The organism is Nocardiopsis sp. EMB25, from assembly GCF_026797795.1.
Classification (GTDB): Bacteria; Actinomycetota; Actinomycetes; order Streptosporangiales; family Streptosporangiaceae; genus Nocardiopsis; species Nocardiopsis lucentensis.
In genome coordinates, this window is sequence record NZ_JAMTDN010000001.1 from 2,793,344 (window position 1) to 2,815,858 (window position 22,515).

At 73.8% G+C, this 22,515-nt stretch carries 19 protein-coding genes and 1 pseudogene; 7 read left to right on the forward strand and 13 right to left on the reverse strand.

Annotation, left to right across the window (positions count from 1 at the left end):
* The first annotated feature begins 9 nt into the window (after positions 1-9).
* Together KIK06_RS11960 and pgl are read left to right on the forward strand one after the other, a co-directional pair.
* Positions 10-933: a glucose-6-phosphate dehydrogenase assembly protein OpcA gene (locus KIK06_RS11960; protein ID WP_026127569.1), complete on the forward strand. Its 924-nt coding sequence runs from the start codon at positions 10-12 to the stop codon at positions 931-933.
* A 2-nt stretch (positions 934-935) separates the two neighbouring features.
* Complete coding sequence (pgl, locus tag KIK06_RS11965) at positions 936-1,682, forward strand: 6-phosphogluconolactonase (RefSeq protein WP_017598430.1); 747 nt, start codon at positions 936-938, stop codon at positions 1,680-1,682.
* Positions 1,683-1,740: 58 nt separating this feature from the next.
* On the opposite strand, the gene KIK06_RS11970 is transcribed toward pgl, so the two are convergent.
* On the reverse strand, positions 1,741-2,403 hold the full coding sequence (locus KIK06_RS11970; RefSeq protein WP_268643202.1) for a hypothetical protein: 663 nt from the start codon (positions 2,401-2,403) through the stop codon (positions 1,741-1,743).
* Between the two features lie 187 nt (positions 2,404-2,590).
* Here KIK06_RS11970 and KIK06_RS11975 point away from each other — a divergent pair.
* A pseudogene (locus tag KIK06_RS11975) lies at positions 2,591-3,761 on the forward strand (RNA-guided endonuclease InsQ/TnpB family protein).
* Here KIK06_RS11975 and KIK06_RS11980 read toward each other — a convergent pair.
* Positions 3,738-3,992 carry a hypothetical protein gene (locus tag KIK06_RS11980; protein ID WP_017598433.1) on the reverse strand — a complete coding sequence of 85 codons (255 nt, stop codon included), beginning with the start codon at positions 3,990-3,992 and terminating at the stop codon, positions 3,738-3,740. The pseudogene KIK06_RS11975 and the gene KIK06_RS11980 overlap by 24 nt on opposite strands.
* A gap of 165 nt (positions 3,993-4,157) precedes the next feature.
* A complete protein-coding gene (locus KIK06_RS11985) occupies positions 4,158-4,589 on the reverse strand; it encodes a DUF6069 family protein (protein ID WP_017598434.1) in 432 nt (143 codons plus the stop codon).
* A gap of 130 nt (positions 4,590-4,719) precedes the next feature.
* Between KIK06_RS11985 and KIK06_RS11990 the strand changes: the two genes are divergently transcribed.
* A complete protein-coding gene (locus KIK06_RS11990; protein WP_017598435.1) occupies positions 4,720-5,715 on the forward strand; it encodes an AraC family transcriptional regulator in 996 nt (331 codons plus the stop codon).
* 25 nt (positions 5,716-5,740) lie between these two features.
* On the opposite strand, the gene KIK06_RS11995 is transcribed toward KIK06_RS11990, so the two are convergent.
* Complete coding sequence (locus tag KIK06_RS11995) at positions 5,741-6,106, reverse strand: hypothetical protein (protein ID WP_026127570.1); 366 nt, start codon at positions 6,104-6,106, stop codon at positions 5,741-5,743.
* A 352-nt stretch (positions 6,107-6,458) separates the two neighbouring features.
* Here KIK06_RS11995 and KIK06_RS12000 point away from each other — a divergent pair, with 352 nt between their 5' ends.
* The gene (locus KIK06_RS12000; protein ID WP_017598437.1) at positions 6,459-6,749 is read left to right on the forward strand and encodes an ArsR/SmtB family transcription factor; all 291 of its coding nucleotides are present in this window, start codon (positions 6,459-6,461) and stop codon (positions 6,747-6,749) included.
* Positions 6,746-7,132, forward strand: a complete 387-nt coding sequence (locus tag KIK06_RS12005; RefSeq protein WP_017598438.1) for a VOC family protein — start codon at positions 6,746-6,748, stop codon at positions 7,130-7,132. The genes KIK06_RS12000 and KIK06_RS12005 overlap by 4 nt, the downstream gene beginning before the upstream one ends.
* 58 nt (positions 7,133-7,190) lie before the next feature.
* Here the strand turns inward: KIK06_RS12005 and KIK06_RS12010 are convergent, their stop codons facing one another.
* From KIK06_RS12010 to KIK06_RS12020, 3 genes are all read right to left on the reverse strand, one after another.
* Positions 7,191-8,792: an alpha/beta hydrolase gene (locus KIK06_RS12010; protein WP_268643203.1), complete on the reverse strand. Its 1,602-nt coding sequence runs from the start codon at positions 8,790-8,792 to the stop codon at positions 7,191-7,193.
* 345 nt (positions 8,793-9,137) lie between these two features.
* Positions 9,138-11,276 carry a CRISPR-associated protein gene (locus KIK06_RS12015; RefSeq protein WP_268643204.1) on the reverse strand — a complete coding sequence of 713 codons (2,139 nt, stop codon included), beginning with the start codon at positions 11,274-11,276 and terminating at the stop codon, positions 9,138-9,140.
* Between the two features lie 143 nt (positions 11,277-11,419).
* Positions 11,420-11,791: a hypothetical protein gene (locus KIK06_RS12020; RefSeq protein WP_017598441.1), complete on the reverse strand. Its 372-nt coding sequence runs from the start codon at positions 11,789-11,791 to the stop codon at positions 11,420-11,422.
* A gap of 363 nt (positions 11,792-12,154) precedes the next feature.
* Here KIK06_RS12020 and KIK06_RS12025 point away from each other — a divergent pair, with 363 nt between their 5' ends.
* Entirely contained in the window at positions 12,155-13,300 is a 1,146-nt protein-coding gene (locus KIK06_RS12025; protein ID WP_268643205.1) for a hypothetical protein, read from the forward strand.
* Between the two features lie 66 nt (positions 13,301-13,366).
* On the opposite strand, the gene KIK06_RS12030 is transcribed toward KIK06_RS12025, so the two are convergent.
* The 6 genes from KIK06_RS12030 to KIK06_RS12055 all read right to left on the reverse strand — a co-directional run bounded on the left by KIK06_RS12030 (position 13,367) and on the right by KIK06_RS12055 (position 22,406).
* Complete coding sequence (locus KIK06_RS12030; protein WP_442789822.1) at positions 13,367-15,487, reverse strand: TIGR03986 family type III CRISPR-associated RAMP protein; 2,121 nt, start codon at positions 15,485-15,487, stop codon at positions 13,367-13,369.
* 128 nt (positions 15,488-15,615) lie between these two features.
* Positions 15,616-16,380 (reverse strand): hypothetical protein, encoded by a 765-nt coding sequence (locus KIK06_RS12035; RefSeq protein WP_268643207.1) that lies wholly within the window; start codon positions 16,378-16,380, stop codon positions 15,616-15,618.
* Positions 16,377-18,131, reverse strand: a complete 1,755-nt coding sequence (locus tag KIK06_RS12040) for an RAMP superfamily CRISPR-associated protein (RefSeq protein ID WP_268643208.1) — start codon at positions 18,129-18,131, stop codon at positions 16,377-16,379. Before KIK06_RS12040 ends, KIK06_RS12035 begins: the two co-directional genes overlap by 4 nt.
* On the reverse strand, positions 18,128-19,939 hold the full coding sequence (locus tag KIK06_RS12045) for a hypothetical protein (protein ID WP_268643209.1): 1,812 nt from the start codon (positions 19,937-19,939) through the stop codon (positions 18,128-18,130). The genes KIK06_RS12040 and KIK06_RS12045 overlap by 4 nt, the downstream gene beginning before the upstream one ends.
* The gene (locus KIK06_RS12050; RefSeq protein WP_268643210.1) at positions 19,936-20,619 is read right to left on the reverse strand and encodes a hypothetical protein; all 684 of its coding nucleotides are present in this window, start codon (positions 20,617-20,619) and stop codon (positions 19,936-19,938) included. Before KIK06_RS12050 ends, KIK06_RS12045 begins: the two co-directional genes overlap by 4 nt.
* A complete protein-coding gene (locus KIK06_RS12055) occupies positions 20,616-22,406 on the reverse strand; it encodes a hypothetical protein (RefSeq protein WP_268645950.1) in 1,791 nt (596 codons plus the stop codon). Before KIK06_RS12055 ends, KIK06_RS12050 begins: the two co-directional genes overlap by 4 nt.
* Positions 22,407-22,515: the final 109 nt, after the last annotated feature.

The window sequence follows — 22,515 nt, forward strand, 5'->3', positions numbered from 1 at the left end:
GATCCGCGGATGACGCTCTACCTGCCGAACACCACGACTGCGGCGATCACCGAGGCGCTCATGGCCGAACGGCACAGTGTCGGCGGCGGCGCCATGAACATGGTCCTCACCCTGGTCATCGTCACCGACGAGGCCGACCACTACGACGCCGTGCGCGCGGCCACCGAGGCCGGACACGAGCACCCGTCGCGCGTGGTGGCGCTGATCCGGCGCGACCCGCGAGCGGAGCCGGCGATCGACGCCGAGATCCGCCGCCCGGGCACCTCGGGGCCGGGCGAGGCGGTGCTGCTGCGACTGTACGGACCGCTGGGCGAGCACCCCGACTCCGTGATCACCCCGCTCCTGGTGCCGGACGCGCCGGTCGTGGCGTGGTGGCCCGGGGCGGGACCGACCGACCCGGGGTCCGACCCCGTGGGGCGCCTGGCCCAGCGGCGCATCACCGACGCGCTGCGGGCCCAGGACCCGCTGCGGGATCTCCAGGAGCGGATCGAGCACTACACCCCGGGCGACACCGACCTGTCCTGGACCCGGTTGACACCGTGGCGGTCGCTGCTGGCCAGTGCCATGGACCAGCCGTGCGGCTGGGTGACCTCGGCGAGGGTGACCGCCGAGGAGCACTACCCGAGCGCCGACCTCATGGCGGCCTGGCTGACCGACCGGCTGGCGGTGACCGTGGAGCGCGCCGTCTCCGACGGTCCGGGACTGACCGAGGTCCGGCTGACCACCGACCACGGGGACGTCGCCCTGACCCGGGTGGACGGGCGGGTGGCCACATTGTCACGGCCTGGCCAGCCGGATCAGACCGTGGCGTTGGAACGGCGCGGGGCGGCCATGGCGCTGGCCGAGGAACTGCGCCGTCTGGACGCCGATGAGACCTACGCGAGCGCCGCCCGCCAGCTGGGGTCGTCGCTCGCTGGAAGCGGAGCACAGTAACCATGAGTGAACCGGAGATCCTCCGTCACGAGGACGGGAACCGGCTCGCGGACGCGGCCGCGCGGCGGCTGGTCGACATGATCGCCGAGGCCGCGCGGGAGGAACGGGCGTTCCACCTGGTGCTGACCGGCGGCGGGGTCGGGATCACGACCCTGCGGGCGGTGGGCGACCGGGCGGAGGCGGTCGGTCTGGACTGGTCGCACGTGCACCTGTGGTGGGGGGACGAGCGCTTCCTGCCCGAGGGCGACGGCGAGCGCAACGAGACCCAGGCGCGGGAGGCGCTGCTGGACCGGGTCAAGCTCCCGGTGCACCACGTGCACCCGATGCCCGCCTCCGACGGGATGGACGGGGACCACGTCGAGCACGCGGCGACCCGGTACAAGCGGGAGCTGACGGCGGCGGCGCGCGGTGAGGCCCCGGTGCCCCGGTTCGACGTGTGCCTGCTGGGCGTGGGCCCGGACGCGCACGTGGCCTCGCTGTTCCCCGGACTGCCCGCGGTGTGCGAGGACGAGTCGGCCGTGGCCGCGGTGCACGACTCACCCAAGCCGCCGCCGCGGCGCATCTCGCTGACGCTGCCGTCGATCCGGTCGGCCCGCCAGGTGTGGGTGCTGGCCTCCGGTGAGGGCAAGGCCGAGGCGGTCCGGCTGGGCCTGGCGGGCGGGGACCCGTGCGAGGCGCCCGTGGCGGGTGCGCGCGGCGCCGAGCGGACCCTGTTCTGGGTGGACGAGGCGGCGGCCTCGCGTCTGTGAAACGCAGCGAATTCGCCCCCGGCCGGACAGGTCGGGGGCGACTTCTTTGCCGACGGGTTCAGTCGAAGAGGTCCTCGGCGCGTTCCACGGCTGCCACACGGCGCGCCCAGCCGTGGAGCTCCTCGAGATCGGTTGAGGACGTGATCCGCTCGCGAACCTCGTCGCTGACCCCGATCCCCCTGGAGTCCAGGAATTCGAGAACCGCCTCGGCCAGTCCCTCGGCCTTGCCCTTGGCCTCGCCTTCACGGAAGGGGCGGCCGATCAGTTCGGTCTTGAACTCGTAGTCGCGCAGTTTCACGATCTCCTCCAGGGATCCTCGGGCCGCTGCGGACAGCGCCGCGAGCACGTAGTCAGAGTACAACGAGGAGTTCGACGTATCGAGGCTCCTCAGGGCCACGTACAGGGCTTCGAGCGCGGCCCGGTCCTCGGTCGGGTTGGCGGCCATGGCCAGGATGGTCAGAAGGGGGTGGGCCGCGGCCGTCTTCTCGTCGGTGACGGGAGCGAGTCCGTCGAGCGAGGACACCACCGGCTGAACGTGGCCGCACCCCAGGTCGATGGGGTCGCCGTACCTCCCTGCCAGAGCGGAGTCGGGTGTCAGGACCAGCAGGGCGACCGGGCACTTCAGCCGCAGGCGCGTGTACGCCACGTAGGCGGGCCAGGAGTGGTGCTTGCGCGGGTCCCAGGATCGTTGGGGCTCGGTGATGATCGCGAGAACCGCCACGGGTTCGTCGCCTTCGTGTGGCAGCGGCGCGCGCGCTCGCACACCACCACGTTGTCGGAGTTCAACCTGCCTTGACCCCGGCTCTTCAAGGCCGGGAGGAATCGCCGCACAGGCCGCGTTGAGCCCTTCGGTGACGAGGGTCACTTCGCGGGCATCCGCCTGCGTTCTGTCACACCCCCGGTACACACTGGTGGGCGTGTCGACGATCACCGTGCAGCTCAAGCTCACACCCTCGCCGGAGCAGGCGGCGGTGCTGGGCGCGACGCTGCGCGCGCTCAACGACCACGCCACCCACGTGTCCCAGACCGCCCACCGCGAGGGTGTGGTCAAGAACCACCCTCTGCGCAAACTCACCTACCCAGGTCTGCGCGCCGCCGGAGTCGGGTCCCAGGCGGCCCAGTTGACCATCAAGAAGGTCGCCGACGCCTACACCACCCGCACCGCCAACCTGAAGGCCGGAAACCACGGCCCGCCCGGCTCCAAGCGGCGGCGACGCATCGAGTCGACCCCGATCTCCTTCCGTCCCGAGGCGGCGCAGCCCTATGACGCGCGGAACCTGTCCTTGGCCCTGGACCAGCGCACGATCTCGCTGTGGACCCTCCAGGGACGGTTGAAGGACGTCCCGTTCGCGGGCTCGCCGGACCAGCTCAAGCTGCTGGCCGACCACGAACGCGGCGAGTCCGACCTGCTGTGCCGGGACGGCGTCTGGTTCCTGCTGGTCAGCGTCCAGGTCCCCGACACCCCGGAGTACGCCCCGGACGGGTTTTTGGGGGTGGATCTGGGGATCGTCAACATCGCGACCACCTCCGACGGTGAGATCCTGGCCGGGCGCGGGCTCAACCCGTACCGCAGACGGCAGCAGCGCCTACGCGCCAAGCTCCAGACCAAGGGCACCAAGAGTGCCAAGCGGCTGCTCAAACGCCAGCGCCGTAGGGAGTCCCGCCGGGCGCGGGACGCCAACCATGTCATTTCCAAACGCATCGTGGCCGAGGCCGAACGCACCGGACGCGGCATCTCCCTCGAGGACCTGAGGGGGATTCGCGCCCGGGTACGGCAGAGGAAGCCCCAACGGGCCGCGCTGCACAGCTGGTCGTTCCACCAGCTCGGGAGTTTCATCACCTACAAGGCCAAACGGGCCGGTGTGCCGGTGGTGCAGGTGAACCCCGCGCACTCCTCACGGGAGTGCGCCGAGTGTTCCCACACCCATCGACACAACCGGATCTCCCAGGCCCTGTTTACCTGCCGGTCGTGTGGCGTCGCCCGCGCACGCAGACCGGAACGCTTCCCGTGTCCTGGCCCGCCGTGGCCAGGCCGTGTGGAACGCGGGGCGGCAGTCATCCGCCCCTGACGATTCCTAGGGAGTTGTCTGGACGCGGGAGGTCGATCCGGCAGCCAGCCGGGCGCCTACGTCCCTTCAGGGCCGAGAAGCTGACGTACGGCAACGCGGTACTCGTGGCCTCGGCGGCGTCGCACCGCACCCGGGTGTAGGCGGGCAGGGACTTGCCGGTGACCTCGTGCAGAAGCTCCGCCGCGAACTCCGGATCGTGCCGGATCAGGTCGAGGGGGAACTCGTGTTCGTGTGAGGGCATGGCGGAAAACTATGGCCCATGCCACCATCTCCGCAGCTCAACGACCAAACGTCCACATAAGACCCATCCGCCCCGGTCTGTTCGACCCCGGAACCGCGCGCACGAGCGCCCCTCCGGACCGCCGTCGCGGTCCGGAGGGGCGCTCGTGTCCTGTCGGGCGCTGTGTCAGGCGACGGTCGAACTCCTCCAGAACACCGGGATGAGGATGGCCGCCGCCAGGACGTGGGTGAACACCAGGACCGCCTCGGTGGCGGCACCGCCGCCCACCGACACCGACGGCACGCACGACACCGCGGTGAACACGACCGCCACGACCGTCCACAGCAGGCGGCCCCGCGCGCCGAGGAGGCGTTCGGCCAGGGCGAGCGCGCCCCAGCCGATGAGGCCGAAGAGCGCCGTCCACAGGACGAAGGCGGGTACGGGGACGGGGCCGGGTTCCATACCGGGCATCTCGATCACCATGTCGACGCCCAGGAACGGGGCCAGGCCGCCGACGACGGCGGTGGCGACGCTGGCGGCGGCGATCGCGCCCAGGCGGGGCTTCCAGGCACCGCGGCGGGTGCGGGTGGTGCGGGTCTCAGGGGATGTCGCGGTCATGACGGCTTTCCTCGTGTCTCGAAGGTACGGATACGACCGTACGGACCTCCGGTGAGACTTCCTATGCGCCAGACGCTCTCCTGTTTACGTGATCGTCTCCTGTCGGGCCTGTCCGAGGTACGCTCACCGCATGGACGTACTCAGCGACGTGGTCGGGACGATCCGCTCGGGACAGCCGCGCGCGGCACGGGTCGAGTGGCACTCCCCCTGGGGCATGCGGTTCCCGGAGGTGTCCGGGGCGGGTTTCCAGGTGGTGCTCCAGGGCTCCGCCTGGCTGCGGGCCGAGGGCGTCGACCCGCTCCGACTGGGTGTGGGGGACGTGGTCTTCCTCCCGCACGGCCACGGATACGCGCTGTCCGACCGGCCGGACGCCCCGATCGACGAGCTGTCATGCGTGTCGGCCCTGGACGGGCGGAGGAACGGCGCGCCGGTCGGTGAGTTCGTGTGCGACGCCCGGGGAGCCCGGCCCCACCCCCGCTTCGACTCGACCGCGCTCGGCTCCCCGGACGGGGACCCGCCCTCGTGCGTCACCGTGGGAGGGGCGTACAAGACCCACGCCAGCCGCCCGCACCCGATGCTCGTGGAGCTTCCGCGCGTCGTGCACCTGCCCGCCCGGGTGGGACAGCACCCGGAACTCACCTCGGCGGTGGAGCTGTTGGGACGGGAGTTGGACACCTCGCACCACGGTGTCGACACGGTGGTCCCGGCCCTGCTGGACATCCTGCTGATGTACATCCTTCGGGCGTTCCTGGAGGAGCACCGGCCCGAGGCGGCCTGCGGCTGGATCGGCGCGCTGCGCGACCCGGCGGTGGGCGCGGCGGTGCGCGCCGTCCACGGGGATCCGGCGCACCCGTGGACCGTGGCGGAGCTGGGTGAGCGTGCCGGGCTGTCCCGGGCGGCGTTCTCGCGGAGGTTCACCGCGATGGTCGGGCAGGCGCCGCTCGCCTACGTCACGTGGTGGCGGTTGACCCGGGCCAGGGCGCTGCTCCAGGAGACGGACGCCCCGATCAGCGCGATCGCGGCGCGGGTGGGGTACGGGTCGCAGTTCGCCTTCGCCAACGCGTTCAAGCGCGAGTTCGGGACCTCGCCGGGGCGGTACCGGTCGGGGGTCGCCGACGCGTCCTGAGCGCTCCGCCCGGGCCGCCACTCGGCTACTCGTCGAGGTACCGGTACCTGTCGTCACCCGGCGAGACGACGAGACGACCGTTCCGGAGCTGCCACTCAGTCATGCCGTCGACCTCATGGCTGACCAGGAACAGGCCCGTGACGCGGTCCCCGTCGTCGTCGGAGGCCGGGATCCGCGCGATCTCCCTCATCTGTTCGACGAGCCCGTCCAGGGCGGAGGCACGGACGTCTGCACCGTAGAAGACGTAACGGGTCCAGTTGACGTGCTGACGAGGCAGGCCCCAACCGTGGGAGTGGTGGCCGTCCTCATGCGAGGAGATCACCTCCCGGACGGCGACGAGCTGTTTCTCGTCGCACTCCAGCCATCCCCTGACCGCCACGTAGACGCCCACGCCCACCCCCTCCTCGGCGGGTCAGGATACGCGGGGTCACACGGCCCGGCACGCATCAGGCCACACCACCGGACGGGCCGAGCCCGAGCTCATCCCGGTACGGCCGCCCTGAGCACGTCCTCGCACCACCGACGGAAACCGGTGGGCGCGGGCTCGGGGATGCTCGGTTCTCGGGCGCACCGCTAATCGTCCTCACCATCGCCTGGCCGCGGCAGTCCCGTTCGATGGCCACAGCGGCGCTCGTCCGGGCCGCGGCGGACACGGCCGAGGACGCAGCCCGAACCCCCACGCCGATCGCGACACCGCAGGACGGGGCTTGATAGGCAAGGAATCACTTGCCTATAGTGAAGGCATGGCCGACGACGTCTTCAAGGCCTTGGCCGACCCCACACGCCGGAAGATCCTCGACGAACTCGCCGAGCGGCGGGGGCAGACGCTCTTCGAGATCTGCTCGCGCCTGACCATGAAGCACCAGATCACCATGTCCCGCCAGGCGGTCTCCCAGCACCTCGCCGTGCTGGAGGCGGCGGGACTCGTCGAGAGCAGACGCGAGGGGCGCAACAAGTTCCACGACCTGAACACGGCTCCGCTGGAGCACATCGCCGAGCGATGGATCAGACACGACCCACCGGAGAACTCATGAGAATCCACCTGTCCAGTGTCTTCGTCGACGACCAGGACAAGGCCTTGCGCTTCTACACCGAGGTGCTGGGCTTCGTGAAGAAGCACGAGGTCCCGCTCGGCGAGGACCGCTGGCTGACGGTCGTGTCCCCCGAGGACCGGGACGGTACCGAGCTGCTCCTCGAACCCAGCGGCCACCCCGCGGTCAAGCCCTTCAGGGAGGCCTTGGTCTCGGACGGCATCCCCTACACGCAGTTCGCCGTCGACGACGTCCGGGCCGAGTTCGAGCGGCTTAGGACGCTGGGGGTCCGGTTCACCCAGGAGCCCGTGGAGATGGGCCCGGTCACCACGGCGGTGTTCGACGACACCTGCGGCAACCTGATCCAGATCATCCACCAGAAGTAGCGGCGGCATCGCCGTGCCCCCGAACCGGTCCGGTCCGGGGGCACGTGTCACGTGCGGGTCAGGCCACGCTCGGGCAGGACAGGCCCGCCTCGGGCGCCTCACCCGTGAGCAGGTAGGCGTCCACCGGGTCGTCCACGCACTCGCTCTTGTCGTTGCCGTAGAGCGTGTGTCCGGCGCCCTCGTAGGTCACCAGGGTCGCGGTCTCCAGCTGACCGGCGAGCTCCTCGGCCCAGGTGTACGGGGTGGCCGGGTCGCCCACGGTGCCGATGACCACCACGGGCGGGGCGTCGGGGGCGGTGAACCCGGTCGGCGCCTCCTCAGTGTCCGGCCAGTACGCGCAGGGCAGCTGCTCCCACACCAGGTCGGCGCCGAACAGCGGCGAGGCGTCGCCGGCCCGGTCCACGGCGTCCCGGTAGGCGAGGATGTCCGTCGGGTCGTTGCGGTCGGCGCAGTTGATCGCGGTCAGCGCGGCCTCGGCGTCCAGCTCCTCCTCGCCGGGCTTGAGCTGCACGGGCTCCTCGTCCTCGTAGAGGCCGTAGGTGTTCTCGTACAGGTAGCCGAGGTAGTACTCGGTCTCCTCGGCGTCCCCGCTGTCGATCGCCGTGAGCAGGTCGGTGAGGTAGTCCCAACTCTCCTCGTAGTACAGCTCCATGCCGATCATCGACACCAGGGTGGCGCCGTCGATCGTGACGCCCTCCACCACGGGCGCCTCCCGGTCGAGCGTGGCCATGATGTCCGCCATCGCCGCGTCGGCGTCGTCGGCTCCGGTGAACGGGCAGGCGTCGCCGGTGGCCGCACAGTCCTCAGCGAACAGCCCCCACGTTCCCTGGAAGCCGAGCGCCTGGTCGTAGGCGACCTCGACGTTGGGCCGGTCGGTCTCCACGGCGCCGTCCAGGACCAGGGCCCGGGCGTTGTCCGGGAACATCTCGGCGTAGAGCGCGCCGATGTAGGTGCCGTAGGAGTAGCCGACGTAGGTCAGCCGCTCGTCGCCCAGGGCGTCACGCAGCACGTCGAGGTCGCGGACGACGTTGACCGTGCCGATGTTGGCGAGGAACTCCTCGCCCACCGTGTCGACGCAGTCGTCCGCGTAGGTCCGGGCGGTCTCCGCCAAGGGCTGGAGGTCCGCTTCGGTCAGGTCGGCGGGGTCGGTGTCCCCGAACCCCTGTCGGGCCTCGACCATGGCGTTCCAGTTCCCGCAGGCGAAGCCGCCGCTCTCCCCCACGCCGCGCGGGTCGAAGGAGACCAGGTCGAAGGAGGCCCGGATCTCGTCGGAGAACGACGGGTAGTCCAGCATGTCGAGGCCGGTCACACCGGGGCCACCCGGGTTGACCACCAACGACCCGACGCGCTGGTCGGCGTCGCCCTGCGCCGGAGCCCGAATCACGGCGAGGTCGAAGGTCTCACCGTCCGGCTCGTCGTAGTCGAGCGGGACGGTGACCGTTCCGCACTCCAGTGCCTCGACCCAGTCGGGCTCCGACCCCCATTCGACGAGTTCGTCCACCTGCTCCTGGTCGTAGCAGGTCGACCACTCGATCGTCTGACCGGCGAAGGCGGCCGTGACACTCGCCGTCTCCGCTGTCTCTGCCGCCTCCGACTCACCCGGTGTCGGGACACACCCCGCGACCAGGGCGGTCACCGCCGCCACCGTTCCGGCACCCAAGACCGGGACTCCCCACCGCACCCGCGGCTCCGTTCTGTCCACGCGTCGCACTCGACGCGCTGATGCCCATCTCCATGGCGCGCCGTCCGGTGTCCTCCGGAGCGGCGCACGGGGGATGGGACGGACCGAACCCGGTTCCGGTTGCGTGAAACCCCTACCGGAGACCGTGATGCCCGACACAGGAACCGGGAAGCCGCCATAGTCCCCCTCACCCCTGGAACCACACGCCGTCGAGCCACGGAAGAGCCACCACGTGCACCGGCGCCATGACTGATGCGGCCGGCGCCAAGCGGAACGTCCGGACATGAGTGGGTGGCGGGTTCCGGCCACGGGACGCAGCGGACCTCACAGACGGCTGACGTCGGTGTCGAACAGGTCCGGAAGCGCGTCGGGCGACGCCGTGGCGACCACCGGGCGCAGTGGTTCCCCGAACGCCAGGCGGGCGGACCCCCCGTCCTCCTCAGGTGCGGTGTGCGCGATCCAGGCCACGAGTTCGCGTGCCCGGCCCACGTCCCCGCCCGGTCGGGTCAGCGCCACGACCACACCCGCGACGTCGCAGCGCAACTGGAGGTGCACGGTGGCGGCGAACACGCTCTGCGCCCACGCCCCCGGCGTGACCTCGTGCGACCGGCCGTCGTGCGCGCGGCGCCGTCGCCAGGCGGGCGCGGCCAGGCCGACCGCGCGGTCGTCGAAGGTGAGCACCAGGCTCGGCCGCTCCTGCGCGGTCAGGCACGCCTCCGGATCGGTGAGCGTGGCGTCCATCCACACCCCGACCGGACCGCTGGCCGCGCGTACGAGCGCCGCGCGCGCCGCGTCGACCAGGGCCGTGTCGACCTGGCCGCGCGCCGCCCGGCGGGCGCGGGCGCTGAGCGGCCCGTCGAGCGGGACGTACCCGGGAAGGACGAGGGGCCAGTCGACGGCGGCGCGGCCGGTGAGCGGAAGCACGCCGTGGGTGCGGCACACGACCGCGCGGTCGGCGGGCAGCTGGTAGGTGACGCACGCGCCGGAGCGGAGGGCGGCCAGGGCCAGGCCGAGGCTCATCGCCTTGGTGCCGGTGGTGATGTCGGCGACGACCGGGGGCGCGGGGACGGTGTCGGCGGTCTCCTTGGCGATCCAGTCGTGGGCGACGGCGGCGACGGCCTCGGCGTCGGAGCCGTCGACCGGATCGGGGGTCAGCCGCACGCGGTCGCGGTATCCGGCCTCTCTGAGGAGCACGGCGTCGGCGGGCGCGGCGTCGGGGTGTTCGACCGCGTGGAGGGTCCGCGCGGCGGACACGCGCACGTTGTCGCGCAGGCTCTGCGCCGAGGGCAGCACGAGGGCGCGGGCGGGCCGGTGGGCGTGGACCGCGGTCAAGGTACCCAGGCGACTGCCGCCCAGGGAGGTGACGAGGACGGGACGGTCCTCCGGCCCGGGATGGTGGGGTGGAGGGGGCCCACCGTGCGCCCCGAAGGGGTGGTCCAGCGCCGACCCCTCGGGCACGCGGCCGCGCGGGGCCGGGAAGAACGCCTTGCGCAGGTCGTCGAAGGAGGTGAGCCTCCTCAGCAGGTCGTCCAGGTTCCACACGTGAACGAGCCGGGCGGAGAGCGCGGGGTTGTAGTCGGTGATGCTCTCGCGCAGCCCCGGGACGACGGGGCCGGTGTAGACGAACAGGACCTGGGCGGCCGCGCCGAAGACCCTTCGGGCCTTGGCGACGGTCCACCCGGCGCGGGCGACGACGTCGCCGGGCCGGGTCTTGGCCTCCACGCACAGGACCCGGTGACGGTGGCGGACCACGGCGTCGAAGTCGGCGACGGAGCCGGTCGGGTGGACGGGGTCGGCGACTTGGCGGGCGCCGAGGACCTCGGTCTCCGGCTGGCGCCGCAGGTGTCGTCGCAGGTGGGACAGGACACGCCCCTCGGCGACCACACCTCGTCTGACGGACGGGGACATGTCCGGGTAGCGGGCCAGGAGCGCCTGTTTCCCGCCTTGGGCGAAGAGGCGGACGGGTTCGGGGTCGCGGTCGTCGACCCACCGGGCGCCGTGGACCTCGGCCAGGGTGCGCAGGTCCACCCCGGCCGTGGAGAGCGGCAGCCCGGGGCGGGTGGGGTCGGCGGTGCGCAGGACGTCGCCCGCGGCGTCGAGGTAGTGGCGCCACCGGCCGGCGTGGGGAAACGCGCGTTCGTGGCAGAGGGCGGCGGCCACACTCATCACCTTGGTGCCGCCGGTGTAGTCGAGGAACCAGGGCCGCCCTCCGTGGGCGCGGTGGAGGTCGTCGAGGGTCCCGGCCACGGCGGAGAAGTCGTGGGGGTCGGGCCCCACGCTCAGGGCCCGGACGGAGGCGGGGGCGGCGATCCGGTCGGCGGCGTCCGCGACCCGCAGGGCGATCGGCCGCGTCCCGTCGCTGCACAGCAGGACGAGGTGGGCGGCGGGGAGGGTGAGACAGGACAGCAGCGCGGGGGTGGGGTTGCGGCCCACGAGGACGACGGCGGTACGGGGAGTGTCCACGGCGCCCTTCCGCGACGGGTGCTCCTGGGGTCTCCACGCTAGATCAGGTGGGTCCGATCCTCCAGGGGGCGCGGACCGTATGTGGTTTCGGAAGAACACACGGTCGTGGCGGGGAGAGGCTGGCGTGACCGGCGGCACCGGGCTCACCGTCCCGCCAGCTCCGGCCGGGGGGACACCGGTGAGCCGCTGACGACGAACGACCGGCAGGCGGTGACCACTCCGCGCCCGTCCCGGACGAGGTCGGAGGGGACGAGCAGGTCGTGGCGCTCGGGGTGGGCCGAGCCGACGACCGAGGAGACGATGAACCACACCCCCTCCTGTGGTTCGGGCAGGTCGGCGCGGGTACGCCGCTCCGCCACGAGGGGGACCCCCGCGGGCACGCCGTCCGCCTCGGGTATCGGTACGCGTACGGCCTCCACACGCGCCGGGCGCTCCGCCCGGGGCCAGCTCCGGATCACGCGTGAACGCTCGTCGACGACTGTCACCACATGCGGCGTCAGGTTGACCACCGACATCCGGCGACCTCCGTTCCTCTCGCTCCGCGACGGCCTCCGCGCGGTCGCGGACGGCCGTGCCCCACCCTGTCGGGGGGTGCTCATCGCCGTCTCTCGGACACACCGGCGCGCCCTGCCCGGACGTTCCGGTACGACCGGACCTGTGACGGGTGGGACTGGTGTCTGCTATGTAACCCCGGGTGCCGAAGAGGGGGCTTCGGGACCGGGTCCGACCGTTGACAGTCCGCACACGACCGCCCTACTTTGTGGTCAGACCTCCCGTTAACGCGGGGGTGTCAGCCACAGTCTCATCGACTCTCACACACGCTTTCCCGGAGGGCTGGGAGAGCGACCCGGCCCCGGACCACCCGGGGAGAAGAGTTCGTGAGCACGCACCACTGCTCCGCCTGGGAGCTGTTCGGCTCCGCCGCCTTCCTACGCGCGTTCACCCGCGTGGTGGGGTGCGGGCCCTGCTCCGCGGACGGAACCGCGCAGGGCTGCACCGGTCACTCCGAGCAGTTCTGCGACTACGTCGACCTGTGCGCCGAGCACTGCCCGTGCCCGGTGCACGGAGGCGATCCGACCAGTGTCATCGCCGTGCGCATGGCGCGCGCCGTACCCACGGCGTCCGGTGTCGACCGCACCGCCGCCCACCGGCTGCGCGACGCCCTGGACGACGTGCGCCGTGACCGCTCGTACAAGAACCTGCGCCGTGTCTACCCGCAGCCGGCGGCGGGCGGGCGGACCCGGTGCGCCTTCTCCGAACGGCCCCGCCGCTGGGCCCAGCGCCGTGACGTCGCCCGGGTGGCCGCAGACGTGGTCGACCAGGAGGCCCTGGCGCTGCTGGTGCTGACCGCGGGGTGGGGCAACCCCGCCGCCGACCTGCCCGAGGACATCCACCCGGGCGAGACCGTCTCCTTCACCGAGGACGGCAGCGCCGTGCCCATCGCCGACCTACACGGCCGCCCCGTGTCCGAGGCCAAGGAACCGCCCCTGGTCTCCACCGCGACCGGCGACTATCTGTTGCGCAAGCTCGCCGAACTGGCCGCGGGACGCGACGCCGACCAGGGCCGCACCCCCGACCAGCGGCGTCGGTTGCACCTGCGCGAGATCCTGCCCGGGCTGAGCGGCGAGGACGTCGCCCGCCGCCTCACCGGGGTGCTGGGGCGCATGGCGGTGGACATGCCCGTCCACTTCCGCCTCGTGCAGAGCGCGCGGGGCCGCGCCCGCAGCGCCCCGTACGCCCCGGTCTCCGAGACCCCCGCGACGGACGAGGACACCACCGGTCGGCGCGAGGTCCTCGCCCCCGCGGAACAGGCGTGGCTGAGGGACACCGGCCGGGACCTGGCCGAGCTCGCCCAGGCTGGGCGGAGAGCCTTCGACGCCGACCCGCGTGGCGCCCTGGACGGCCTGCTGCGCGCACTGCTGGAGGAGGGTTCCGGCGTGCCCGAACGATGGTCCGGTGCCCAGGACGACCCCGACCTGCGCGCCGACCTGCTGGAGGCGCTGGCCGAGATGATCGAGGGGTGAGACCGGCCCCGACGGTGACAGGGCGTGCCACGGCCCCGGGTCCGCGCCCAACCGCCCCGGCGCCCCTCACCACTCCTCGTCCCGTTGCCCGGTCATGCCGAACCGGACGGTCAACGGCGGCAGGACGGGGTACTCGGCGAACTCCCTCAGCGACATCACCGCCGTGCGTTCCCACGGCAGCCGGTCGCGCCATCGGCTGGCCAGGCACACGTCCACGGCCTGGTCGACCTCGCGCCACCGCTCCGGGCGCGGCTCTCCGGGCAGCCTACGGGCCACCAGCGCCGCGCCGAACGCGTCCAGGAACCCCTGGACCCGCTCCGGCCCGGCACGTGCGACACCGGCGGCGGGGTCGAGCGACACCGCCCGCGCACGCCGGTCGACCAGGTACAGCTCCGGACGCAGGTGCACGCTCCCCATCCCCAGCGACTTGCCCATACCGACCTTGTGCGCGTGGGCCGGGTCGGCGGGATCGCCGCCGTCGACGGGGTTGTCGAGCAGCAGGGCACGCAGCAACGCCCCGAGTTCCCCGTCGGTGAGGTTGGTGAAGGCCAGGCGCGAGCGGAACGTGAGCCCGTCGCGCACCGGCACGACGTCGCGCTGGGTGTCCCGGACCTGCTCGGCCCGGTGGCCGCGGGCCACGACGGCGATGCCCAGCTCCTCCTGGGCGCGGTCGTCGTAGCGCACCGGTCGGCCCAGGTCCGCGCGGTGCCGGTGCAGGTAGGTCTTGTAACCGCCGAGTCGGACGCGGCCCTCGTGCGACCAGGTGACGATGTCGGGACGGTCCCCCTCGGCCGCGTCGGGGCCCTGGACGAGGTAGTTGGCGAAGCAGCCGCGCTGCGGGGAGAGCAGACGCACGCGCAGCGCGGCGCCGTCGGGATAGTCCGGCTCGGGGTCGGTGCTGAGCGCGTGGCCGAAGGACACCCTCCCCTTCGAGGCGCCCGCCTCCCCGGCGAAGGTGTCGGTGTCGCCGAACATGGCCCGGCACACGTCCACGGGGCGGCCCGCCAGGGCGGCGCGGTCGGGATCACCGTGCTGGGGCCCCAGGACCCGGGCGGGGACGGCACGGCGGACGGGGTTGTCGTCGCTGACGGCGATCCGGTAGCCGCCCGACCGGCCGAAGGAGACGACCTCACCGGACATGTCGACATCGAACCAGACCGGTTCGAGGCCCTTCCTGGGCAACCCTCCGCCGCTGGCCCCGGCCACCGGGGGGCGACCGGGGTCCCCGGCGCACGCCCCGAGGCCGTCGGGGAAGGCGACGCGCTGGTAGCCGGTGATCTGCTCGGCCGACTCGAAGAGCGCCACCATGGCGTCGGGGACCGGTGCGCGCCCTCGCCGCAGGTCCGGCGGCCGGGGGAAGAGGTAGGCGTTACGGCGCTCCCCCGCCGCGACACCGGTCAGGACGGTCAGGCACGGGACGATCCCGCCGCGGTCGCCACCCACCGGGTGCGGGGAGCGGGAGTCGAGGTAGTGCCGGGCCTCACGCGCGGTGGGGGCCACGGCGGCCACGCGCCTCTCCCCCGGCAGGTGGACCGCGTGCACCCAGCGGTACTGGAGACGGCCGTGCTGGTCGTGCGTGGTGGGGACGTAGGTGCCCGAGCGCGGCGGATCGGGGAAGTCCGCCACCCCGAAGTCCCAGGCCCGCAGGCTCTCCCGGAGGACGTCGAAGGACACCCGCAGCGCCTGCCCGGCCTCGGCGGTGATCGGGGTGGCCGGGACCTCGACGACGTACCACCGGTCCTCGGTCGAGGAGTGGAAGAGGAAGCCCTGTTTGGTGCGCAGGCCCGCACGGCGTTTGCGGTAGTGGGCGTGCTGGTGGGACATGACCTGGCGGGCACGGGTGGACAGGGTGCTGTCGGCGCTGTCGGGGTCGATGCGCACGGGGGCGCGGAAGAACAGCATGGGGGTGTTGACCGGACCGGTCTCTCCACCGGTGAGCATGCGCACGGTGTTGCGCACCAGGCCGCGCAGGGTCGGCCCTGGGATGGCCGGGAGAGTGCCGTCGCCGTACGGGAAACGGGTGGAGACGTTGACCGCGCCCCGGTCGAGGGTCTGTCCGACGAACGTGGGGGTGAGCGTGGTCAGGGTGAGTTCGATCCAGCCCGAGTGGGTGCCCTCCACCGTCCGGTCGTGGCTGCGCAGGAGGTCGCCGGTGACGAAACCGGCGTGCAGGTCGGCTGCGGGCATGGGGGTGTCGGCCAACCGCACGAGGCCGTAGGGGGCCGTGGCGTGGTACCCGTCTCCCCCGCGCGGCGAAGGTCCGCGCTCCCGCCCGTCACCGCCACCGCACGCGGCGGACCCGTGCGGCGCGCCCATCAGTGCGCCGCCCCCGGGATCTCGTCACCGGACCCGACGTCGATCTCCGGACCCGTGGGCTTGAGCCCTGCGGACAGGCCGGTGAGACGGTGGAAGGCGACTCCGACGGCACCGGTCGCGGGATCACTCGCCCAGTACTCCCGGACGGTCAGCCAGGTGCCGCGGCTCTCCAGGGCCGTGCGTCCGCCCGGGACCGGCCGGTGGCGCCCGGAGAAGTCGGCCCACTCCACGGGAAGTACGGCCTCGGAGCCACCGGGTTCGGTGGTCACGGACAGGGGTGCGCGGGCGTCCGCCGTGTAGCTGTGCCCGGGCCCGTTCCAGCCCTGGAGCAGGAACGAACGGTCGCGCGGACGCAGCCAGTCGGGGACCTCGCCGGGGGCGTCGGCGCTGATCCAGCCAGCCTCGGCGCGCTCGCCGAGGCGGATCTGCGCGCGGGGACCGAAGACCAGGACCTCCAGGATCCGCCAGCGGTCGGTGTCCGGATCCACGGCCGGCCGGGCCGGGAGCGCGCCGGACGCGGCGCCGGGGAGGGTGTCGGACCGGTACCAGCGGTCGCGGTGGCAGGAGCCGGTGACGCGGACGTCGCCGAGTTCGGCGAGCAGCCACTGGGGATGGCCCGGTGCCGCGGGGAGGCCGGCCACGCCCGTGTCCAGGAGGCGGCAGCGCGCGGCGCGGTCGAACACGTCGGTGAGGACGCCGTGGATCTGTTCGGGGGTGAGCGGCCGGACGGCCAGGCCCGCGGGCTGTGGGGGACGATCGCTCACCCGTCACCTCCGGTCGGCTCGTCGGGGGCGAGTCGGTCGTGCAGGGCGGCGAGCCAGCCGCGGGCGATGGCCGCCTCGGAGCTGGTGGGGGCGAGCACAGCGGTGAGGAGGTCGAGCGTGCGCGGCGGGCCGCCGTCGCCGGGGTGGACGGTGACGGCGGCGCGGGTGGCGGTGAGACGGCCGTTGCCGCCGCCGGAGCCCGCGCCGAGGGTCTCGAAGGGGATCGTGGCCAGCTCCCGGACGATCAGGGCGAGCAGGCCGAGCAGGGCGTCGTCGGGGTCGCGCACATCCAGGACGACGTCGGCGGCGCCGCCGCAGTGGAGGTCGGTGGTGAACAGGCGTCCGTCGACGGCGTCACCGAACAGGGAGTCCACGGTCAGGCGAGTGGCGGTCAGCGGCGCTCCGCCGGACAGCGCGGGGGTGGAGCGCAGCCGTACGCGGGAGGGGCGGGGGATGGCGGTGCCGCGCTCAGTGTCGCGTTCGGTGTCGGCACCCCACCAGTGGGTGTGCCAACGCCGCCATCGTGTGACCGGCCCGCCCAGGTGCTCGGCGGTGTCGCGTACCAGGCGGGCGGCGATGCGTTTGAACAGGGAGAACAAGGCGGTGTCACCGAGGACGGGAGCCAGGCGCACGTCGGTGGGCCCCGTGGAGGCGGTCGAACCGGCAGGACCGCTGAGGGCACTGGGGCCAGGGGGACCTGTGGGAGTAGCGGGGTCGGCGGGGAAGGCTGACGCACCCGGGAAACCATCGGCGCCGGTGACGACCGGGCGGTACCGGTGGGCACGGTCCACCTCCCCGATCCGGTCGCCGACGGGCACATCCCCGACCATGAGCAGACCGGGGCGCGGCTCCGGCGCCCCGTCGGCCCCGGGCGGCGCCGCGCGTTCGGCGACGGCCAGGGTCAGGTGGAGCTCGGCCCGGTGGCGACGGTCGGCGACGGCGGACCGGGCGACCAGCTCGGCGACGGCCGCGTCACGCCCGTGGACGACCAGTGCCCCGCCGAGGGCGTCCGCCAGACCGGCCGCGTCCCCGTCCGCCGCCGCGTCCCCCGACCAGCGCTCGGCCCACGTGCGCGCGTGGTAGGCGAACCACCCGTGCTCCTCGGACAGGTCGTGGCGGAGCACGGACCAGCGCTCGGCCCGCACCGACCCGTATCCGCGCCCGGACCTGCCCCCGACACGCGCCCCGGGCCCCGCGCCGTCCAGACCTCCCGCGGCCAGGACGAGCAGCGCCAACAGCCGCGGTTCGTCCTCCGGGGCGGGAACGGCCAACCGCAGGTGCGCGGTGAGGACCGTCCCGGAGGGCAGGACTTCCCACTGCCACGTCCGGCCCGGGAGCACGGCCCCGGCCGCCGGGTCCACGCGCGTTCCCACCCGGACCGCGACCGCGGCCCCCTCCGGCAGTTCGGCCTGGGCGTCGTCCAGGTCCAGCGCGCTGGGGACGGGAGGCGGCACCTCCTGGCCGACCTCGTCCCGGGGCTCTGAGGCGCCGAGGAGCGCACGGACCCCTTCCGGGTCACCGGTGCGGTCGGCCAGTTCGTGCCGCAGGATCCCGGCCAGGGTCGTGGCCCGCAGACGCGGCAACCCGGTGCGCGGGTCGCGGTCCAGACACAGGTCGACATCGGTCTCCGCGGCATGGCGGGGCGTGGCCTGGGCCGCTCCGACATGGGTGTCGGAGAGCAGGCGCAGCCGTGCGGTCACCTCCCAGACCAGTGCGGGCGGAAAGGGCGGCGGGACGGGGTCGGGGCTCACCGCCGACCTCCCCGTTCACGGGGTGCAGGGCCGTCGGGCACGGAGCGCGCGGCCCGGGCGGCCTCGGCCAACCAGGAGGCGACCAGCAGCAGGCACAGACGCGCTGACGCACGGCGCTCCCAGGACAGGGCGGACTCCGACAGCCCGCTCGGACGGGTCCGTGGCGGGCGCCCGTCGAACAGGGTCAGGTCCACGGCGGCGACGGCCTCGGCGTAGGCGGGGTCGTGGTCGGGGTCGGGCCGGTTGTCGGCCCACCAGGCGGCGGTGCCGTCGGCGAGTCCCTCCAACCAGGCGCGGACGCTGACGGTTCCATGCCGACCGGGGCGGAGGAGGCGGGCTCGTTCCAGGGCGCGCACGGCTCGGTCACGCAGGACCCCGCGCGCTCCGGAGCGGTCGTCGTCGTCCGAGCCGCGCGGGGGACGGCCCGCGACGGTGCGTTCGAGGGCGGCCAGGGCGTCCTGCGGGGTGTGGTGGGGGTGGGCGACGACCTCGCGCAGGCGGCCCAGCAAGCTCGGCGTGAGCGGTGTGAGCAGGTGCGCCGAACCCTGGGCGAGCTCTCGGGCGTGGGCGCGAACGGGTGGGGCCGCGGCGTTCCAGAGCAGGTCGTCGAAGAGGGCACGCACTCGGTCGTCGTCCTCCGGGGCGGGCGGAGCGGGGGCGGTCCCGCCCGTCAGCGGCACGGCCACCGGCGCGAGGGGTTCGGGCTCGGGCGGCGGCGGACACGCGAGAGTGAACTGGCCGTGTCCGTCGACCACCCGCTCCCCCAGCGGGTGCGCCTCCAGCATCCGCGCCCCCTCGGTGGTCAGGTCCCGGTCCAGGCGCAACCGGACGACGGAGCCGGGCCGGGCCGCCCAGCGCTGTGCCATCGGCCCCCGGTAGCCCCGGTGGTAGGCGCCGACGGCCTCGGCCTCCACGTGGCTGGCGAGCACCTCGGCGCGGGTGCCGGGCAGGACCCGGGCCAGCAGGGCGAGCACGGCGGGGACCAGGAACTGGGGGCGGTGCTGGCCGTGGTCGTCCACGACGAGCGCGGGCGAGAGCAGGAGGAGGTCGACCGGGGCCCCGGCGGGCCGGGAACGGTCGGGGTCGGCGGGGTCCACGCGGTCGGGTGAGAGCAGGCGGTCGGGGTCGGCGGGGGCGACGCGGACCCCTCCGTGGGCCCGAGTGCCGCCCGATCCCAGGGTGAGGGTGCCGTCGGCCTCGGCCAGGGCGGCGACCACGCGTTCGGCCAGGGCGTACAGGGAGTCGGGGTCGGGGGCCCGCAGCTGCCAACGGGCCTCGAAGACCTGGCCCGGGTCGAGGGTGGTGGTGAGGAAGGGCAGGCCCTGGCGGCCCGCTCCGACACGGGACCGCCCGAGGTACTGCTCGGCGGTCGTACGCACCTGGGCGCGGAACGTTCGATCGGGGGTCACCGGGTCGCGGACCGCGCGGTAGGGGGTGGCGGGGTCGGTGGGACCGAAGACGTCGACGGTGGTGTCCCCGTTCTTGCCCGGCGTGTACAGGTAGGCGGGCGGCGGAAGGGCGACAGCCGCGCGTTCCAAGCGCCCGGAGACCGGATCCGCGCCGGGTTCCAGCCTGGGGTGGGCGGGGGCGAAGCGCACGATGTCGCCTCGGGCCACCCAGGCGTCCAGGTCGTCGTGGCGTCCGGCGCGTCGGAGGGCGGCGGCGAGCATACCGCGCTGGGCCCGGCCGCTGATGACGTGGTCGGAGTCGATGCTCAGGGGGTCGTAGGACGTACGCACGGCCAGGGTGTCGGTGAGGACGTAGCGCAGCGGCAGGTAGGCGCTGTGGAGGGTGGGGTCGGCGGTCACCGGGCCACCTCCGATCCACCGACGGCCGGGGCGGGCGGGGCGGCCAGCCGCAACGTGGTGGCGTGCGGGTCCTCCGCTCCGGGGCCGGCGAGTCGGACGTCGACGCGGCCCCGGCCGCGCGCGGCCCTCGCCCCGATCCGCGTCGTGGCCAGGCAGGCGCGGGCGAGGATCCGCCAGTGCTCCTCCCTCGGAGGCTCGGCCCAGGTCAGCGCGGCGGTGAGGGTCAGCCCCGGCAGCAGGACGCGATGGGTGCGCAGCCGCCCCGGTTCGGGAGCGCCTCCGGGGCCGACCTCGACCCCCGACTCCAGGGTGGTGTAGGCGTCGGTGACCGCCCGGCGCAGGGTGGTGCGCAGGGGCTCCTCGCGCCCGGCCAAAGCCCGGGCGACGGCGGCGCGCACACCGTCGCCGAGGACGGCGTGGCCCACGCGCAGCATGCGGTCGGCGCCGTGGGACCGGTCCCGGCCCAGGGCCTCGCGGGCGGCACGGGACAGCTCCGGAGCGACGGTCAGGGCGCTGGCCGCCCCCTCCCGCAGACGGGCGGCCAACCGGTGCCGAGGCAGGCGGGGCAGACCATGGTCATCGGTGACCACGTCCGTGTCCGCGCCCGTCCCGTCCGCGCTGGCACCGACGAACAGAGCCGGTGAGGCCAGGTACACGGTGACGCGGTCGGGGCGGCTCACCGGGGCGGGCCCTTCACCGACGGGGCCGCGCCGGGGCGGTTGGAGGGCTGGGGCAGGTGCGTGGGCAGGGCCTCGGCCAACCGGGGGTCCAGGTACAGGTCCATGACCCCGACCGCGTCCAACAGCCCTCCGGGCGTCCACCCCGGGGGCAGATCGACGGCGGCACCGGTCACCCGGGCGCGGCGGTCGAGTTCGGGTGCGGGATCGGAACCCGACTCCAGGAGCGGGACGAGGGCGGAGAGCAGCCACCCCCGGTGGCGGGTGTCGCCGTCGGAGAGCAGGCTGCCCGGCGCCCCGGACAGATAGCGGTCCACGAAGCGCGCGAAACCTGAGCCGGTCAGCGGGAGTTCGGTGCGCGGATGGGGCGCCAGGGCCGCCTGGTCGAGCCCGCGCAGGACGCGGTCCACGCCGTCGAACCGGAGGGTCCAGGCGATCGCGTGGTCGTCGACGACGGTGGGATCGGCTTCGGCGCGGTCCACCCGGTACCGCTTGGCGCGGCGGCACATCGCCTCGCACAGGTCGTACCCCGACGACAGCGGGGCCCCGACCGGCTGGACCGCGATCCCCACCCCGACCGTGGGCACGTACGTGGTGTGGACGCCGCCGTCAGGCCCGGTGACCGTGCGCCCGCCACCGGGGCCGTGGTCCGGGGCACCGTCGTGGGCGTCGGCGAGCACCCGGTGCAGTGCCACCCGGGGGTCGCGGGGGTCGGCGATCCGAGCGGGGTCGGCGTCCAGCCAGTCCAACGCGTACCTGGCCAGGCTCAGGGCGAGGCGGGCGTCGCACAACACGGTGAGGTCGTCGCCCGCCACGACGATCGGGCGCACCGGCACCCGGACCCGGTCGAACGGCCCCTGGAAGAGCGAGACCGGCCCCGCGGCTCCCGTACCGGGGATGTGCGGACGCCGACCCGGCTCAGCGCGCACCGTGGCGGCCACCGCGCGTACCAGGACACGGGCCAGCCCCTCGGTGAGCCAGGCGATGCGGGTGGACAGGCGCCGCTGGGCCACGGCACCCGACCCGGGGATCTCGGGGTCGGCGACGCGCTCGCGGTAGTCACCGAGGATCACACCCAACCCGTTGACGTCCACGTGCACGACGGCCAGGCGGCTGACGTCCCCGTGGTCGCGGCCGAGCCGGTCCACCTCCATCGGCAGCACGAGCTCGGGGCATCCGGTGGCGGTGGCCGCCCCGTCCAACCACGCGGCACCGCTGTCCCGGTGCCAGCGGCGGCCGACGCCGCGCGCCCGCGCCACGTCGGCCGTCACCCGTTCGTGGATGCCCGCCTCGCCGTCCTCGGCGCGGCTGCTGTCCACGACCTCGGCGGGGCCTCCGCTGACGGCGCACACCGCCGTGATCCCGTAGCCGTGGGCGGGGGTGTGCAGAGCCGACATGCGGCGCCGCGCCTCCCGCAGCCGTGCGGGCAGGACCGCCAGGGCCTCATCCACCCCCGCCGGGACCGGCTCCGGGTCGGCGGCCCCGGCCGTCCGGCCGTAGGGGACCAGCGCGACCACGGGGGTGAGCTGACCGGCGAGGTCGCGCAACCGCCGTGTGTAGCGCCCCGTGAACTCGCGTGCGGACGGGAGGTCGGGGAGGACGACGGTGAGCGCGCCGCCCGCGTCGCGCAGGACGACGTGGTCGGGCGGCAGGAGGTCGGCGACACCGTTGCGGGCGTCGGAAGTGTCGGTCAGCTCCGCGACCAGGGCCGCGCGTCCGACCGCGTCGAGGATGCGCCGCCCGCTGAACACGAAGGACTGGATACCGCGCAGATCGACACCGACCACCACACCGCCGGAGGGGAGGACCCCGGTCCCGTCCCCGGGGGAGAGCTCCGGCGCCGCGCCGGAGTCCGGCGCCGCGGGCGACGACGAGAGGGGGGCACCGTGCTCGGAGGCC